The sequence below is a fragment of the Pseudomonas nitroreducens genome (assembly GCF_010994165.1).
Taxonomy (GTDB): domain Bacteria; phylum Pseudomonadota; class Gammaproteobacteria; order Pseudomonadales; family Pseudomonadaceae; genus Pseudomonas; species Pseudomonas nitroreducens.
Genome location: NZ_WMBX01000002.1, coordinates 386699 through 401710 on the forward strand (window position 1 = coordinate 386699; position 15012 = coordinate 401710).

General features: G+C 61.9%; 11 protein-coding genes. 10 read left to right on the forward strand and 1 reads right to left on the reverse strand.

What is annotated here, in order from left to right:
• Positions 1 to 153: 153 nt before the first annotated feature.
• Complete coding sequence (gltA, locus tag GJV37_RS09720) at positions 154 to 1437, reverse strand: citrate synthase (RefSeq protein ID WP_024765474.1); 1284 nt, start codon at positions 1435 to 1437, stop codon at positions 154 to 156.
• A 354-nt stretch (positions 1438 to 1791) separates the two neighbouring features.
• Between gltA and sdhC the strand changes: the two genes are divergently transcribed.
• The 10 genes from sdhC to brnQ all read left to right on the forward strand — a co-directional run bounded on the left by sdhC (position 1792) and on the right by brnQ (position 14912).
• Positions 1792 to 2178, forward strand: a complete 387-nt coding sequence (gene sdhC, locus GJV37_RS09725) for a succinate dehydrogenase, cytochrome b556 subunit (protein WP_162483999.1) — start codon at positions 1792 to 1794, stop codon at positions 2176 to 2178.
• Entirely contained in the window at positions 2172 to 2540 is a 369-nt protein-coding gene (gene sdhD, locus GJV37_RS09730; RefSeq protein WP_024765472.1) for a succinate dehydrogenase, hydrophobic membrane anchor protein, read from the forward strand. Before sdhC ends, sdhD begins: the two co-directional genes overlap by 7 nt.
• A gap of 3 nt (positions 2541 to 2543) precedes the next feature.
• The gene (sdhA, locus tag GJV37_RS09735; protein ID WP_024765471.1) at positions 2544 to 4316 is read left to right on the forward strand and encodes a succinate dehydrogenase flavoprotein subunit; all 1773 of its coding nucleotides are present in this window, start codon (positions 2544 to 2546) and stop codon (positions 4314 to 4316) included.
• A gap of 11 nt (positions 4317 to 4327) precedes the next feature.
• On the forward strand, positions 4328 to 5035 hold the full coding sequence (locus tag GJV37_RS09740; RefSeq protein WP_024765470.1) for a succinate dehydrogenase iron-sulfur subunit: 708 nt from the start codon (positions 4328 to 4330) through the stop codon (positions 5033 to 5035).
• Positions 5036 to 5284: 249 nt separating this feature from the next.
• On the forward strand, positions 5285 to 8116 hold the full coding sequence (locus GJV37_RS09745; RefSeq protein WP_024765469.1) for a 2-oxoglutarate dehydrogenase E1 component: 2832 nt from the start codon (positions 5285 to 5287) through the stop codon (positions 8114 to 8116).
• 42 nt (positions 8117 to 8158) lie between these two features.
• Entirely contained in the window at positions 8159 to 9391 is a 1233-nt protein-coding gene (odhB, locus tag GJV37_RS09750; protein WP_193452382.1) for a 2-oxoglutarate dehydrogenase complex dihydrolipoyllysine-residue succinyltransferase, read from the forward strand.
• 81 nt (positions 9392 to 9472) lie between these two features.
• Entirely contained in the window at positions 9473 to 10909 is a 1437-nt protein-coding gene (gene lpdA / locus GJV37_RS09755) for a dihydrolipoyl dehydrogenase (RefSeq protein WP_037012907.1), read from the forward strand.
• Positions 10910 to 11068: 159 nt separating this feature from the next.
• Complete coding sequence (gene sucC, locus GJV37_RS09760; RefSeq protein ID WP_015477516.1) at positions 11069 to 12235, forward strand: ADP-forming succinate--CoA ligase subunit beta; 1167 nt, start codon at positions 11069 to 11071, stop codon at positions 12233 to 12235.
• A complete protein-coding gene (gene sucD, locus GJV37_RS09765) occupies positions 12235 to 13116 on the forward strand; it encodes a succinate--CoA ligase subunit alpha (RefSeq protein ID WP_038803160.1) in 882 nt (293 codons plus the stop codon). The genes sucC and sucD overlap by 1 nt, the downstream gene beginning before the upstream one ends.
• A gap of 482 nt (positions 13117 to 13598) precedes the next feature.
• Entirely contained in the window at positions 13599 to 14912 is a 1314-nt protein-coding gene (gene brnQ / locus GJV37_RS09770; protein WP_169887781.1) for a branched-chain amino acid transport system II carrier protein, read from the forward strand.
• The last annotated feature ends 100 nt before the right edge of the window (positions 14913 to 15012 follow it).

The following is a 15012-nucleotide window of genomic DNA, read 5'->3' on the forward strand; positions in this document are numbered from 1 at the left end:
TTGCAGGACCGAGGTGACGCCCAGTTCCTGCTCGCGAACCGAGGGGTGGGGAAGCTCGCAGCGGGGCTGTTCGCGAGCAAGCTCGCTCCTACAGAAAAGCTGTGGCAATAAAAAGGCCGCCCGAAGGCGGCCTTTTCTTTTACGCCGTAGCGCTTAGCGGGCCTTGAGGTCCACGAAGTCGCGCTGGGTGGCGCCGGTGTACAGCTGGCGCGGACGGCCGATCTTGTACGGGCCGGAGAGCATTTCCTGCCAGTGCGAGATCCAGCCCACGGTACGTGCCAGGGCGAAGATCACGGTGAACATGCTGGTCGGAATGCCGATGGCCTTGAGGATGATGCCGGAGTAGAAGTCCACGTTCGGGTAGAGGTTGCGCTCCACGAAGTACGGATCGTGGCGAGCGATTTCTTCCAGCTTCATGGCCAGTTCCAGTTGCGGGTCGTTGATGCCCAACTCCTGGAGAACCTCGTCGCAGGTCTGTTTCATGACCTTGGCGCGCGGGTCGAAGTTCTTGTACACGCGGTGGCCGAAGCCCATCAGCTTGAACGGATCGTTCTTGTCCTTGGCCTTGGCCACGAACTTCTCGATGTTCGACACGTCACCGATCTCGTCCAGCATGCGCAGAACGGCTTCGTTCGCACCGCCGTGAGCCGGTCCCCACAGGGCGGCGATGCCCGAGGCGATACAGGCGAACGGGTTGGCACCCGAGGAGCCCGCCAGGCGAACGGTGGAAGTGGAGGCGTTCTGCTCGTGGTCGGCGTGCAGGATAAAGATGCGGTCCATGGCCTTGGCCAGCACAGGGCTGATCGGCTTGGTCTCGCAGGGGGTGTTGAACATCATATGCAGGAAGTTTTCTGCATAGTTCAGGTCGTTGCGCGGGTACATCATCGGCTCGCCCTTGGAGTACTTGTACACCATGGCAGCGATGGTCGGCATCTTGGCGATCAGACGATGCGCCGAGACTTCCCGGTGCTTCGGATTATTGATGTCCAGGGAGTCGTGATAGAAGGCGGAGAGGGCACCGATTACGCCGCACATCACGGCCATCGGGTGTGCATCACGGCGGAAACCGTTGAAGAAGGTCTTCAGCTGCTCGTGAACCATGGTGTGGTTCTTGATGGTGCCGACGAATTTCTCTTTCTGCTCGGCAGTGGGCAGTTCGCCGTTGAGCAGCAGGTAGCAGGTTTCCAGGTAGTCGGACTTCTCGGCGAGCTGTTCGATCGGGTAGCCGCGGTGCAGCAGTACACCTTTATCGCCGTCGATGAAGGTGATCTTCGACTCGCAGGAGGCAGTGGACATGAAGCCGGGGTCGAAAGTGAAGTGACCCGTGGAGGTCAGGCCCCGCACGTCGACAACATCGGGACCCAGCGTGCCGGAGAGGACAGGCAGTTCGACGGGGGCAGCGCCCTCGATGATCAACTGCGCTTTTTTGTCAGCCATGATGGCCTCCTATTTATGCTTGAAATCATCTGTACGACCCCCCACGCAGGGCCCGCACCACTATAGAGAGATAAATCCGAATGTCAATTTGCACAATCGGAGAAGTTTGGCTCCTCCAAGCCCCTGTTTTGCCGGAAAAATTTGCCTGTTTACGCCTTTTATGGGGGTGCGGCAATTAGTCCTTAGGTGGAGGTCTTTCCGTTGTCATTAGGGGCCTAACTGTCTATACTTGGCGACCAGCCGCCAAGGGCCGTCCGGCCTCGCTTGATTGGTGGTTGTCACTCCCGAAGGTGATGGGTACCTGACAAGTGCACCTCCCGACAACTAGCCCTGATCCATAGAAGGGCTCTCAGTGTGAAAAAAGCCGTGAATAGCAAACGACCCGTAAACCTAGACCTAAGGACCATCCAACTCCCTATCACTGCTTACACGTCGATTCTCCACCGTATCTCCGGCGTCATTCTGTTCGTGGGTATCGCAGTGCTGCTGTTCGCACTGGATCGTTCCCTCGCATCCGAAGACAGCTTCGAGCAGGTGAAGGCGTGTCTGACCCATCCGTTGGTCAAGCTTGTGATTTGGGGCCTGCTGTCTGCGCTGCTGTACCACCTGGTAGCCGGTATTCGTCACCTCGTCATGGACGCAGGTATTGGCGAAACACTGGAAGGCGGTAAGCGTGGTTCGAAAATCGTCATCGCTGTCGCAGTGGTGCTGATCGTTCTGGCGGGGGTATGGGTATGGTAACTAACGTCACTAACTTGTCGCGTTCGGGTCTCTACGACTGGATGGTCCAGCGCGTCTCCGCGGTCGTTCTCGCGGCTTATGTTCTCTTCCTGCTGGGCTTCCTGATCGCTCACCCAGGTATCACCTACGCCGAGTGGCATGGTCTGTTCTCCCACAGCCTGATGAAGATCTTCAGCCTGTTGACGCTGGTGTCCCTGAGCGTGCACGCATGGGTCGGTATGTGGACCATCACCACCGACTACCTGACTCCGATGGCGCTGGGCAAGTCCGCGACCGTCGTGCGTTTCCTCGTCCAGGCGGTATGCGGCATGGCCATGTTCGCATTCTTCGTCTGGGGTGTGCAGATTCTCTGGGGTAACTGATCCATGGCTAGCATTCGCTCTCTTTCTTTCGACGCCATCATCGTGGGTGGCGGCGGTGCCGGCATGCGTGCCGCACTGCAACTGGCTCAGGGTGGTCACAAGACTGCCGTGGTGACCAAGGTCTTCCCGACCCGTTCGCACACCGTATCCGCCCAGGGCGGCATCACCTGCGCCATCGCTTCGGCCGACCCGAACGATGATTGGCGCTGGCACATGTACGACACCGTCAAGGGCTCCGACTACATCGGTGACCAGGACGCGATCGAATATATGTGCTCCGTCGGCCCGGAAGCCGTGTTCGAGCTGGAACACATGGGTCTGCCGTTCTCCCGTACCGAACAGGGCCGCATCTATCAGCGTCCGTTCGGTGGCCAGTCCAAGGACTTCGGCAAGGGTGGCCAGGCTGCTCGTACCTGTGCCGCGGCTGACCGTACCGGTCACGCCCTGCTGCACACCCTCTATCAGGCCAACCTGAAGAACGGTACTTCCTTCCTTAATGAGTGGTACGCAGTCGATCTGGTGAAGAACCAGGACGGTCATGTGGTTGGCGTCATCGCCATCGACATCGAAACCGGCGACACCGTTTATATCCGCTCCAAGGCCGTGGTCCTGGCCACTGGCGGTGCCGGCCGTATCTACGCCTCCACCACCAACGCCCTGATCAACACCGGTGACGGTATCGGCATGGCGCTGCGCGCTGGTGTGCCGGTGCAGGACATCGAGATGTGGCAGTTCCACCCGACCGGCATCGCCGGCGCTGGTGTACTGGTCACCGAAGGCTGCCGCGGTGAAGGCGGCTACCTGATCAACGCCCATGGCGAGCGTTTCATGGAGCGTTACGCTCCGAACGCCAAGGACCTGGCCGGCCGCGACGTGGTTGCCCGTTCCATGGTGAAAGAAGTGATCGCCGGCAACGGCGTGGGCCCGAACAAGGACCACGTACTGCTGAAGCTCGACCACCTCGGCGAAGAAGTTCTGCACAGCCGCCTGCCCGGCATCTGCGAACTGTCCAAGACCTTCGCCCACGTCGACCCGGTCGTCGCTCCGATCCCGGTTATTCCGACCTGCCACTACATGATGGGCGGCGTGGCCACCAACATCCATGGCCAGGCCCTGACTACCGATGCCAACGGCAACGAGCAGATCGTCGAAGGCCTGTTCGCCGTAGGCGAAGTGGCGTGCGTATCGGTACACGGTGCCAACCGCCTGGGCGGCAACTCGCTGCTCGACCTGGTTGTGTTCGGTCGTGCCACTGGCCTGCACCTGGAGAAGGCGCTCAAGGATGGTATCGAGCACCGCCAGGCTTCCGAGTCCGACCTGGAATCCGCTTTCAAGCGCCTGAACGGTGTGAACGAGCGCACCAGCGGCGAAGAAGTCGCTCCGCTCAAGCGCGAGCTGCAATCCTGCATGCAGAACTACTTCGGTGTGTTCCGTACCGGCGAGTACATGCAGAAAGGTATCGCTCAGCTGGCTGATCTGCGTGAGCGTATCGCCACCGTCAAGATCAACGACAAGAGCCAGGCATTCAACACGGCGCGTATCGAAGCGCTGGAACTGCAGAACCTCCTCGAAGTGGCCGAAGCCACTGCGATTGCGGCAGAAGCCCGCAAAGAGTCCCGCGGCGCGCATGCCCGTGAAGACTTCGAGGAGCGCGATGACGAGAACTGGCTGTGCCACACCCTGTACTTCCCGGGTGAGAAGCGTGTAGCCAAGCGTGCCGTCAACTTCGCGCCGAAAACTGTTCCGGCATTCGAACCCAAGGTTCGTACTTACTAAGGGTGCCCGCCATGTTGCAAGTGAGTGTTTACCGCTACAACCCTGAGAAGGACGCTGCACCCTACATGCAGGACTTCCAGGTCGATACCGACGGCAAGGACATCATGGTCCTGGACGTGCTGGCGCTGATCAAGGAACAGGACGAGGGCTTCTCCTATCGTCGTTCCTGTCGTGAAGGCGTGTGCGGTTCCGACGGTATGAACATCAACGGCAAGAACGGCCTGGCCTGCATCACCCCCCTGTCGGCCGCTGGCCTGAAGGGCGGCAAGCTGGTTCTGCGTCCGCTGCCGGGCCTGCCGGTCATTCGTGACCTGGTCGTCGATATGCGCATCTTCTACAAACAGTACGAGAGCGTGAAACCGTTCCTGCAGAACAAATATGCAGCGCCGGCCATCGAGCGTCTGCAGAGCCCGGAAGAGCGCGAGAAGCTGGACGGTCTGTACGAGTGCATCCTGTGCGCCTGCTGCTCGACCTCCTGCCCGTCGTTCTGGTGGAACCCCGACAAGTTCCTGGGTCCCGCCGCGCTGCTGCAGGCCTACCGCTTCCTGGCCGACAGCCGTGACACCGAAACTCAGGCGCGCCTGGCGAGCCTGGATGACCCGTTCAGCGTCTTCCGCTGCCGCGGGATCATGAACTGCGTGAACGTTTGCCCGAAGGGTCTGAACCCCACCAAGGCAATCGGTCACATCCGTAACATGCTGCTGCAGAGCGGTACTTGATCTGCGGGCCTTGCGCCCAAAGATCATGAAAGAGCGACACCTGTGCCGCCGGAACATTGTCCGGCGGTACAGTCCTTAGGACCCAAGCCCACAAAGCGGGGGTCCTGTTTTGAAAACGTATATATGACCAGCAGGGGCATCCGGGCTGGTACCCGGACTATCTGCGGGAATCGGTGGCTTGAAGTCGCTGTGTTTGACTTCGCGCCAGAGGTTCCACAGGTGGAGTCCCCTTACCGAGGGTGACCAAGCATGCACGAAAGCGTAATGCAGCGGATGTGGAACAGTGCCCATCTATCCGGTGGAAACGCTGCCTACGTCGAAGAGCTCTACGAGCTCTACCTGCACGACCCGAACGCTGTGCCAGAAGAGTGGCGCACGTACTTCCAGAAGCTTCCTGCCGACGGCAATCCTGCCCCCGACGTTTCGCATTCCTCTATCCGTGATCATTTCGTACTCCTGGCCAAGAACCAGCGCCGCGCCGCGCCTGTTTCCGCTGGCAGCGTAAGCACCGAGCACGAGAAAAAGCAGGTTGAAGTCCTGCGTCTGATCCTGGCATACCGTCTGCGTGGACATCAGGCAGCATCGCTCGATCCGCTGGGTCTCTGGGTGCGTACCGCTCCCTCCGATCTGTCGCTCGAACACTACGGGCTCACCGCTGCAGACCTCGACACTACTTTCCGGACCGGTGAGCTCTACATCGGCAAGGAAGAAGCGACCCTGCGTGAAATCATCGATGCGCTGAAGCAGACCTACTGCAGCACCATCGGCGCCGAGTTCATGCACATCGTCGATTCCGAACAGCGCCACTGGTTCGCCCAGCGCCTGGAAAGCGTCCGTGGCCGTCCGACGTACTCCGCCGACGCCCGCTCCCACCTGCTCGAGCGCCTGACCGCTGCCGAAGGCCTGGAAAAGTACCTGGGCACCAAGTACCCGGGCACCAAGCGCTTCGGCCTGGAAGGCGGCGAGAGCCTGATCCCGATGGTCGACGAGATCATCCAGCGCTCCGGCTCCTATGGTGTGAAGGAAATCGTCATCGGCATGGCCCACCGCGGCCGTCTGAACGTCCTGGTCAACACCCTGGGCAAGAACCCGCGCGAGCTGTTCGACGAGTTCGAAGGCAAGAAGCTGGTCGAGATGGGCTCCGGTGACGTGAAGTACCACCAGGGCTTCTCCTCCAACGTCATGACCACCGGCGGTGAAGTCCACCTGGCCCTGGCGTTCAACCCCTCGCACCTGGAAATCGTTTCCCCGGTGGTCGAGGGTTCGGTACGCGCCCGCCAGGACCGTCGCAAGGACGGCAGCGGCGACAAGGTCGTGCCGATCTCCATCCACGGTGATGCCGCCTTCGCGGGGCAGGGCGTGGTCATGGAGACCTTCCAGATGTCGCAGACCCGTGCTTACAAGACGGGCGGCACCATCCACATCGTGATCAACAACCAGGTCGGCTTCACCACCAGCCGTCAGGACGACGCTCGCTCCACCGAGTACGCGACCGACGTTGCGAAGATGATCCAGGCGCCGATCTTCCATGTGAACGGCGACGATCCGGAAGCGGTCCTGTTCGTGACCCAACTGGCCGTCGACTACCGCATGCAGTTCAAGCGTGACGTGGTTATCGACCTGGTCTGCTACCGCCGTCGCGGCCACAACGAGGCCGACGAGCCGAGCGGCACCCAGCCGCTGATGTACCAGCAGATCGCCAAGCAGCGCACCACCCGTGAACTGTATGCCGACGCGCTGATCGCTGCCGGCGTGCAGAGCACCGAGCAGGCCCAGGAGAAGGTCGACGAATACCGCGACGCTCTCGACAACGGTCAGCACGTGGTGAAGAGCCTGGTCAAGGAGCCCAACAAGGAGCTCTTCGTCGACTGGCGTCCGTACGTGGGGCACGCCTGGACCGCGCGTCACGACACCCGCTTCGACCTGAAGACCCTGCAGGACCTCTCCGCCAAGCTGCTGGAAACCCCGGACGGCTTCGTCATGCAGCGTCAGGTGCAGAAGATCTACGAAGACCGCGCGAAGATGGCTGCCGGCGGCATGCCCATCAACTGGGGCTTCGCCGAGAACCTGGCCTACGCCACCCTGCTGTTCGAAGGTCACCCGGTGCGCATGACCGGCCAGGACGTCGGCCGCGGTACCTTCTCGCACCGCCATGCGGCGCTGCATAACCAGAAGGACGACTCGGTCTACATCCCGCTGGCTCACCTGTTCGACGGCCAGCCGCGCGTCAGCCTGTACGATTCCTACCTCTCGGAAGAAGCCGTACTGGCCTTCGAATACGGCTACGCCACCACCACGCCGAACGCGCTGGTGATCTGGGAGGCCCAGTTCGGTGACTTCGCCAACGGTGCGCAGGTCGTGATCGACCAGTTCATCACCAGCGGCGAGACCAAGTGGCAACGTCTGTGTGGTCTGACCATGCTGCTGCCGCACGGATACGAAGGCCAGGGTCCGGAGCACTCCTCCGCTCGTCTGGAGCGTTACCTGCAGCTGTGCGCCGAGCAGAACATCCAGGTCTGCGTGCCGACTACCCCGGCTCAGGTCTACCACATGCTGCGCCGTCAGGTGATCCGTCCGCTGCGCAAACCGCTGATCGTGATGACTCCGAAGTCGCTGCTGCGTCACAAGCTGGCCATCTCGACCCTGGAAGATCTGGCAGACGGCTCTTTCCAGACTGTGATCAACGAGATCGACAGCCTGGATCCGAAGAAAGTCGACCGCATCGTGCTGTGCAGCGGCAAGGTGTACTACGACCTGCTGGAGAAGCGTCGCGCCGAAGGTCTCGAGAACATCGCGATCGTTCGCCTCGAACAGCTGTATCCCTTCCCGGAAGACGATCTGGCCGAGGTGCTGTCGCAGTACAAGAACCTCAAGCACATCGTCTGGTGCCAGGAAGAGCCGATGAACCAGGGTGCCTGGTTCTGCTCGCAGCACCATATGCGTCGTGTCATCGCCGCGCACAAGAAAGGTCTCAACCTGGAATACGCGGGCCGCGAAGGCTCGGCAGCTCCGGCTTGCGGCTACGCTTCGATGCACGCCGAGCAGCAGGAAAAACTGCTGCAGGACGCCTTCACCGTTTAACGCCAACGCGCAGTTGATACCGAATTTAAGGAAACACACATAATGGCTATCGAAATCAAAGCCCCAACCTTCCCGGAATCGGTTGCCGACGGCACCGTTGCAACCTGGCACAAGAAGGTCGGTGAAGCCGTCAAGCGCGACGAACTGATCGTCGACATCGAGACCGACAAGGTCGTGATCGAAGTACTGGCCGAGGCTGACGGCGTCCTGGCAGAGATCGTCAAGAACGAAGGCGACACCGTTCTCTCCAACGAACTGCTGGGCAAGCTGAGCGAAGGCGGTGCTGCCGCTGCCGCTGCCGCTCCGGCTGCTGCCTCGGCTCCCGCTGCTGCACCTGCTGCCGCTGTACCGGCCGCCGCTGGCGACGACAACATCCTCTCGCCGGCTGCCCGCAAGCTGGCCGAAGAGAACGGCATCGACCCGAACAGCCTGGCCGGTACCGGCAAGGGCGGTCGCGTGACCAAGGAAGACGTCGTCGCTGCCGTTGAAGCGAAGAAGAACGCCCCGGCCGCCGCTCCGGCTGCCAAGGCTGCAGCTCCGGCTGCCGAGGCTCCGGTCTTCGCCGCTGGCGACCGCGTCGAGAAGCGCGTTCCGATGACCCGCCTGCGCGCCAAGGTTGCCGAGCGTCTGGTCGAGGCCCAGTCCTCCATGGCCATGCTGACTACCTTCAACGAAGTCAACATGAAGCCGATCATGGACCTGCGCAACAAGTACAAGGACCTGTTCGAGAAGAAGCACAACGGCGTACGCCTGGGCTTCATGTCCTTCTTCGTCAAGGCCGCCACCGAAGCCCTGAAGCGCTTCCCGGGCGTCAACGCCTCGATCGACGGCAACGACATCGTCTACCACGGCTACCAGGACATCGGTGTGGCAGTTTCCAGCGACCGCGGTCTGGTCGTACCGGTCCTGCGTAACGCCGAGTTCATGAGCCTGGCCGAGATCGAAAACGGCATCGCCACCTTCGGCAAGAAAGCCAAGGACGGCAAGCTGTCCATCGAAGACATGACCGGTGGTACTTTCACCATTTCCAACGGTGGCGTATTTGGATCGCTCCTGTCGACTCCGATCGTCAACCCGCCGCAGACCGCCATCCTCGGCATGCACAAGATCCAGGAGCGCCCGATGGCCGTTAACGGCCAGGTTGTGATCCTGCCGATGATGTACCTGGCGCTGTCCTACGATCACCGCATGATCGATGGCAAGGAAGCGGTAAGCTTCCTGGTCACCATGAAGGATCTGCTGGAAGATCCGGCTCGCCTGCTGCTGGACGTCTGATACGTCAATTCACACGACGGCCCCGTACTACACGACGGCCCCGCGAGGGGCCGTCCGCTTCACCGGAATAAGGATTGAGACATGAGCCAGAAATTCGACGTGGTTGTGATTGGTGCCGGCCCCGGCGGCTACGTAGCAGCTATTCGTGCCGCCCAACTCGGCCTGAAGACCGCTTGCATCGAGAAGTACATCGGTAAAGAGGGCAAGGTTGCCCTCGGCGGCACCTGCCTGAACGTAGGCTGCATTCCGTCCAAGGCACTGCTGGACAGCTCCTGGAAGTACAAGGAAGCCAAAGAGGGCTTCGACGTCCACGGCATCTCCACCGGCGGCGTGAAGATGGACGTTCCGGCGATGATTGCCCGCAAGGCCACCATCGTGAAGAACCTGACTGGCGGCATCGCCACCCTGTTCAAGGCCAACGGCGTGACTTCCTTCGAAGGCCACGGCAAGGTCCTGGCCAACAAGCAGGTCGAAGTGACCGGCCTGGACGGCAAGACCCAGGTTCTGGAAGCCGACAACATCATCATCGCCTCGGGCTCCAAGCCGGTTGAAATCCCGCCGGCCCCGCTGACCGAAGACGTGATCGTCGACTCCACCGGCGCCCTGGAATTCCAGAGCGTACCCAAGAAGCTCGGCGTGATCGGCGCTGGCGTCATCGGCCTGGAACTGGGTTCGGTCTGGGCTCGCCTGGGCGCTGAAGTCACCGTACTGGAAGCCCTGGACAAGTTCCTGCCGGCTGCCGACGAGCAGATCGCCAAGGAAGCCCTGAAGGTCCTGACCAAGCAAGGCCTGAACATCCGCCTGGGCGCTCGCGTCACCGGTTCGGACGTGAAGAAGAAGCAGGTCACCGTGACCTTCACCGACGCCAACGGCGAGCAGAAGGAAACCTTCGACAAGCTGATCGTGGCCGTGGGCCGTCGCCCGGTGACCACCGACCTGCTGGCCGCGGACAGCGGCGTGACCCTGGACGAGCGTGGCTTCATCTACGTCGACGACCACTGCAAGACCAGCGTTCCGGGCGTCTACGCCATCGGTGACGTGGTCCGCGGCGCCATGCTGGCGCACAAGGCCTCGGAAGAGGGCGTGATGGTTGCCGAGCGTATCGCCGGCCACAAGGCCCAGATGAACTACGACCTGATTCCGTCGGTGATCTACACCCACCCGGAAATCGCATGGGTCGGCAAGACCGAGCAGCAACTGAAAGGCGAAGGCGTTGAAGTCAACGTCGGTACCTTCCCGTTCGCCGCCAGCGGCCGTGCCATGGCTGCCAACGACACCACCGGCCTGGTCAAGGTCATCGCCGATGCCAAGACCGACCGCGTACTGGGCGTCCACGTGATCGGCCCGAGCGCCGCCGAGCTGGTACAGCAAGGCGCGATCGGCATGGAATTCGGCACCAGCGCCGAAGACCTGGGCATGATGGTCTTCTCCCACCCGACTCTGTCCGAAGCGCTGCACGAAGCGGCACTGGCAGTGAATGGCCACGCCATCCACATCGCCAACCGCAAGAAGCGCTAAGGAACGGGACCACGGCGGGGAGGGCGGCAGTCTTTTGCGAGGGGCTGCCCCCGACCCGCCGGATCGTTTCTCCCCCGAGGGGGACTCGGTCACAGGTGGCGTGGCGCCACGAGCGCCGCGCCGAATGCGCAATACCCAAGACGAAAACGGTAGACAAGCATGAATCTCCACGAATATCAGGGTAAGCAGCTGTTCGCTGAGTACGGCCTGCCCGTATCCAAGGGCTTCGCCGTCGACACACCCGAAGAGGCCGCAGAAGCCTGTGAAAAAATCGGTGGTACCGAGTGGGTCGTTAAAGCCCAGGTACACGCCGGTGGCCGCGGTAAAGCGGGCGGTGTGAAGCTGGTCAAGAGCAAAGAGGACGCCAAGGCGTTCGCCGCCAACTGGCTGGGCAAGCGTCTGGTGACTTACCAGACTGACGCCAACGGCCAGCCGGTCAGCAAGATCCTGGTGGAATCCTGCACCGACATCGACAAGGAGCTGTACCTCGGCGCCGTTGTCGACCGTTCCAGCCGTCGCATCGTCTTCATGGCCTCCACCGAAGGTGGCGTGGACATCGAGAAAGTGGCGCACGAGACCCCTGAGAAGATCCTGAAAGCCACCATCGATCCGCTGGTTGGCGCTCAGCCGTACCAGGGTCGCGAGCTGGCCTTCCAGCTGGGCCTGAAGGGCGACCAGATCAAGCAGTTCACCCACATCTTCGTTGGCCTGGCCAAGCTGTTCCAGGATTACGACCTGGCGCTGCTGGAAGTGAACCCGCTGGTGATCAAGAAAGACGGCAACCTGCACTGCCTGGACGCCAAGATCAACATCGACTCCAACGCCATGTACCGTCAGCCCAAGCTGCGCGCCATGCACGACCCGTCCCAGGACGACGCTCGTGAAGCCCATGCGCAGAAGTGGGAACTGAACTACGTCGCGCTGGAAGGCAACATCGGCTGCATGGTCAACGGCGCTGGCCTGGCCATGGGCACCATGGACATCGTCAACCTGCACGGCGGCAAGCCGGCCAACTTCCTCGACGTTGGCGGCGGTGCCACCAAAGAGCGCGTGACCGAAGCGTTCAAGATCATCCTGTCCGACAGCAACGTCGCTGCCGTTCTGGTGAACATCTTCGGCGGCATCGTTCGCTGCGACATGATTGCCGAAGGCATCATCGGCGCCGTGAAAGAAGTCGGCGTGAAAATCCCGGTTGTCGTTCGTCTGGAAGGCAACAACGCCGACCTCGGCGCCAAGGTCCTGGCCGAAAGCGGTCTGAACATCATCGCGGCGACCAGCCTGACCGACGCTGCCCAGCAAGTCGTCAAGGCCGCGGAGGGTAAGTAATGAGCGTCCTGATCAATAAAGACACCAAAGTCATCTGCCAGGGCTTCACCGGCTCGCAGGGTACCTTCCACTCCGAACAAGCCATCGCCTACGGCACCAAGATGGTTGGCGGCGTGACCCCCGGCAAGGGCGGCACCACCCACCTGGGCCTGCCGGTGTTCAACACCGTCAAGGAAGCCGTGGAAGCTACCGGCGCCGACGCTTCGGTCATCTACGTTCCGGCTCCATTCTGCAAGGACTCGATCCTGGAAGCGGCCTTCGGCGGTATCAAGCTGATCGTCTGCATCACCGAAGGCATCCCGACCATCGACATGCTGGAAGCCAAGGTCAAGTGCGACGAGCTGGGCGTACGCCTGATCGGCCCGAACTGCCCGGGCGTGATCACTCCCGGCGAGTGCAAGATCGGCATCATGCCGGGTCACATCCACCTGCCGGGCAAGGTAGGCATCGTGTCGCGTTCCGGCACCCTGACCTACGAAGCCGTGAAGCAGACCACCGACGCCGGCTTCGGCCAGTCCACCTGCGTGGGCATCGGTGGCGACCCGATCCCGGGCTCCAACTTCATCGACATCCTGAAGCTGTTCCAGGAAGACCCGAAAACCGAAGCTATCGTCATGATCGGCGAGATCGGTGGTTCGGCTGAAGAAGAAGCGGCTGCCTACATCAAGGCCAACGTGACCAAGCCGGTGGTGTCCTACATCGCTGGTGTCACCGCACCGCCCGGCAAGCGCATGGGCCACGCCGGCGCCATCATCTCCGGCGGCAAGGGCACTGCGGACGAGAAGTTCGCCGCCCTGCAGGACGCTGGTGTGAAAACCGTGCGTTCCCTGGCCGACATCGGCAAGGCCCTGGCCGAGCTGACCGGCTGGCCGGTCAAGTAAGCGCCTCGCTTATTTAACCGTTCGTCAACAGAGGCCACCTTTGGGTGGCCTCTGTCGTTTCCGCCTCGTCTGAAAAGTGTCGTTCAAGCGACATCGCCGATCATTGCGCGGACGATCTGACGTATGTCAGTGCAGCTCATCGGAATAGATCGTTAGGCTAGCAACTATATGAAGCGTCGCGTTCCCCACAAGGGAGGGCTCGCTCACCGTCCATTCCTACCCGGAAGCGACGGCGATTCCTGACCGTCAAGGATGGCGGGATAACCAGAATGCAGGAGCAAACGGGCCACGAGCCCATGGAAAACCTCTGCTATCGGACTTCCAAGAACAACTCTCCGTACCGATGACAGCAGCATCACAGGATGCGCAGGCTCGCCCCGAGTGAGTCGGCCAGTCCCGTTCGATGCGGCTTTGTCACGTCCGTACGGTGTGCGTGCCTTGGGAGACCACAAACCCGCTAAAGCACTGTGGTATTTCCCTTCATGAACGTCTTGAAAGGCCAGGACATCCTGGCATTGGGTTTTATGACCTTCGCGCTGTTCGTCGGCGCGGGCAACATCATCTTCCCGCCGATCGTGGGCCTGCAGTCGGGGCCGCACGTTTGGATGGCCGCGCTGGGTTTCCTCATCACCGCGGTCGGCCTGCCGGTAATCACCGTGGTCGCGCTGGCCAAGGTCGGTGGTGCGATGGATACCCTGAGCCACCCGATCGGCAAAGTCGCCGGTGGGTTGCTGGCGGCTGTCTGCTACCTGTCGGTCGGACCGCTGTTCGCCACCCCGCGTACCGCCACGGTCTCCTTCGAGGTCGGCCTGGCGCCGCTGACCGGGGAGGGCGCTCTGCCGCTGTTCCTCTACAGTCTGGTGTACTTCCTGATCGTACTGGTGATCTCGCTGTATCCGGGCAAGCTGCTGGATACCGTCGGCCGCTTCCTCGCGCCGCTGAAGATCATCGCCCTGGCCGCCCTGGGCATCGCCGCCTTCATGCTGCCGGCGGGCCCCATCGGCGTTGCTGAGCCGGCCTACCAGGCCGCGGCGTTCTCCCAGGGTTTCGTCAATGGCTACCTGACCATGGACACCCTGGGTGCGCTGGTCTTCGGCATCGTCATCGTCAATGCGATCCGCTCCCGTGGCGTACAGTCGCCACGGCTGATCACCCGCTACGCCATCATCGCCGGCCTGATCGCCGGGGTTGGCCTGGCGCTGGTGTACATCAGCCTGTTCCGTCTGGGCGCTGGCAGCCACGACATCGCCGCCGGTGCCGCCAACGGCGCAGCCGTCCTGCACGCCTATGTGCAGCACACCTTCGGCTCGCTGGGCAGCACCTTCCTCGCCGTGCTGATCGCGCTGGCGTGCCTGGTCACCGCCGTAGGCCTGACCTGCGCCTGCGCCGAGTACTTCTGCCGCATCCTGCCGCTGTCGTACCGCAGCCTGGTGATCATCCTGGCGGGCTTCTCGCTGCTGGTGTCGAACCTGGGGCTGACCAAGCTCATCCAGTTCTCCATCCCGGTGCTGACCGCCATCTACCCGCCGTGCATCGTGCTGGTAGCGCTGAGCTTCTGCGCCAGCCTGTGGCGCTCGCAGACCCGCATCGTCGCTCCGGTGATGGTGATTTCCTTCGCATTCGGCATCATCGACGCGCTCAAGGGCGCCAAGCTCGACGCCTGGATGCCGTCCTGGATGGAGCATCTGCCGTTGGCCGAGCAGGGTCTCGCCTGGCTGATCCCCTCGGTCGCCATGTTGGCCGTGATGGTGGTGATCGACCGCCTGCTGGGCAAACCCCAGGAAGCGATGGCCTGATCCCGCCGTACTGAGCCACCAATGAAAAAGGCCGCCCACAAGGCGGCCTTTTTCATTGCTCCAGCAGATGCTTGGCGGCGTCCTTCGTGGACTCGTCGGG

Coding starts and splice junctions, on each gene's coding strand:
- gltA (WP_024765474.1), bottom strand. CDS start 1,437: ATGGCTGACAAAAAAGCGCAGTTGATCATCGAGGGCGCTGCCCCCGTC.
- sdhD (WP_024765472.1), top strand. CDS start 2,172: ATGGTAACTAACGTCACTAACTTGTCGCGTTCGGGTCTCTACGACTGG.
- sdhA (WP_024765471.1), top strand. CDS start 2,544: ATGGCTAGCATTCGCTCTCTTTCTTTCGACGCCATCATCGTGGGTGGC.
- GJV37_RS09740 (WP_024765470.1), top strand. CDS start 4,328: ATGTTGCAAGTGAGTGTTTACCGCTACAACCCTGAGAAGGACGCTGCA.
- GJV37_RS09745 (WP_024765469.1), top strand. CDS start 5,285: ATGCACGAAAGCGTAATGCAGCGGATGTGGAACAGTGCCCATCTATCC.
- odhB (WP_193452382.1), top strand. CDS start 8,159: ATGGCTATCGAAATCAAAGCCCCAACCTTCCCGGAATCGGTTGCCGAC.
- lpdA (WP_037012907.1), top strand. CDS start 9,473: ATGAGCCAGAAATTCGACGTGGTTGTGATTGGTGCCGGCCCCGGCGGC.
- sucC (WP_015477516.1), top strand. CDS start 11,069: ATGAATCTCCACGAATATCAGGGTAAGCAGCTGTTCGCTGAGTACGGC.
- sucD (WP_038803160.1), top strand. CDS start 12,235: ATGAGCGTCCTGATCAATAAAGACACCAAAGTCATCTGCCAGGGCTTC.
- brnQ (WP_169887781.1), top strand. CDS start 13,599: ATGAACGTCTTGAAAGGCCAGGACATCCTGGCATTGGGTTTTATGACC.